This window comes from Sodalis-like endosymbiont of Proechinophthirus fluctus (assembly GCF_001602625.1).
GTDB lineage: Bacteria > Pseudomonadota > Gammaproteobacteria > Enterobacterales > Enterobacteriaceae.
Genome location: NZ_LECR01000013.1, coordinates 1 through 1,272, shown reverse-complemented (window position 1 = coordinate 1,272; position 1,272 = coordinate 1). Strand labels below are relative to the sequence as shown.

Annotated in this window: 3 protein-coding genes; 2 read left to right on the top strand and 1 reads right to left on the bottom strand. The window is 52.8% G+C overall.

Annotation, left to right across the window (positions count from 1 at the left end):
- Together BG74_RS15795 and BG74_RS12295 are read left to right on the top strand one after the other, a co-directional pair.
- A partial coding sequence (locus tag BG74_RS15795) for an NfeD family protein (protein ID WP_369678483.1) occupies positions 1-142 on the top strand: 142 nt, incomplete at its 5' end.
- Positions 143-915: 773 nt separating this feature from the next.
- Positions 916-1,068 (top strand): hypothetical protein, encoded by a 153-nt coding sequence (locus BG74_RS12295; protein ID WP_187202496.1) that lies wholly within the window; start codon positions 916-918, stop codon positions 1,066-1,068.
- 11 nt (positions 1,069-1,079) lie between these two features.
- Here the strand turns inward: BG74_RS12295 and BG74_RS14700 are convergent.
- The coding region (locus BG74_RS14700; RefSeq protein ID WP_204376289.1) for a hypothetical protein at positions 1,080-1,272 on the bottom strand (193 nt) is incomplete at its 5' end.

The window sequence follows — 1,272 nt, the reverse complement described above, 5'->3', positions numbered from 1 at the left end:
GCCTCTCATCAACGGTTTCGGTCGGTTGCGTGTGGGTGACAGCACCTGGCGCGTCCAGGTCAGCGAGGATTTACCGGCGGGCACCTGGGTAGGAGTGTACGTGACGGAGGGGATTACGCTGCGCGCGCTACACCGTCGCTGAATAGCTTCGGTCTATCTTGTGGGGTCGTATCGCGATAGCACAGGGCAAACAAAAATCAACGACTAGCCACCTCGGCGAGGTAGCGCACCTTCATATGCTCACTGGCGTGAAAATCCACAAATTCAACCTTTGTAGCCCCCTCGGCGGAAAAGCAAATGCTACAATCATCTATAGGTGCGAGTAAATATCTGTCTTTGGGCCGTTGATGACATAATGCTTATGCTCCTCATCGTTCATCAGCCGATGCATAGTCTGGCGTATCGTTAGTTCAGCGCTATCTGGGTGATATTGCAGTGCGATGGAGGTGAAACACCCTCAGTATAAAATACTTGATAAACGCATAACGAAAGACGCCAATAGACCCTTGCCAGCATATTACATGATAGCGTCGCATCAGCCGACTTTCAGCGCCAGCGGGCGGGCGACGACCATCCCTGTGCTTTTACAATCACGCCTAGCCTTCAGGGTCATAGGATCGTTGGATTATATTCCCTCAGCCATGAAACGGGATCGGATCAAAACTGCAAATTGCTACACGAAATTCAATCATCTGATATTACTTCCTTGCCCTTGACGACGCGCATCCTGCCGATAAACGGGTGACTACTGGTCATAAAGACCAGACCTTTCCCCAGAGAGAAGATCTAGTCTTTATGGCATAGCCTGGCCTGCTGAATGGCTTTCTCCCGATGAACATCACTGGCGATCGATGGCTCGGCAGGCCTTTTGATAAGTCGGGGGAGTTAACGATGTCAACGATGATTTAATTAGATTTGCAAAACCTGATCTGCAACCATTGCATCAATCGGGTGAAGCAGGCGCTAAAAGCAGTAACGGGTGTTGTTACCCACGCCGAAGTGACTCTCGATCGCGCTTGTATCATCGGCAGTGCCGGCGAGCGGCGCGCTAATCGCAGCAGTGTGTAGCAAGACTGCTATCAGGCACGCCAGGACGAAGTGTCCACCACCCCAAAATCGTGCCTCTGAGGGACCATAGCGAAGCCCGGAACCCACAGCAGCGGAGAAAATAGTTCCAGCGCACACCAGCGCGCTACTGGCAGATTACCCGCGTAAGGCCGCCCGCCGGATGAGGATTGAACGCCGCCGGCGGCAATAACAAACCACTGAGCG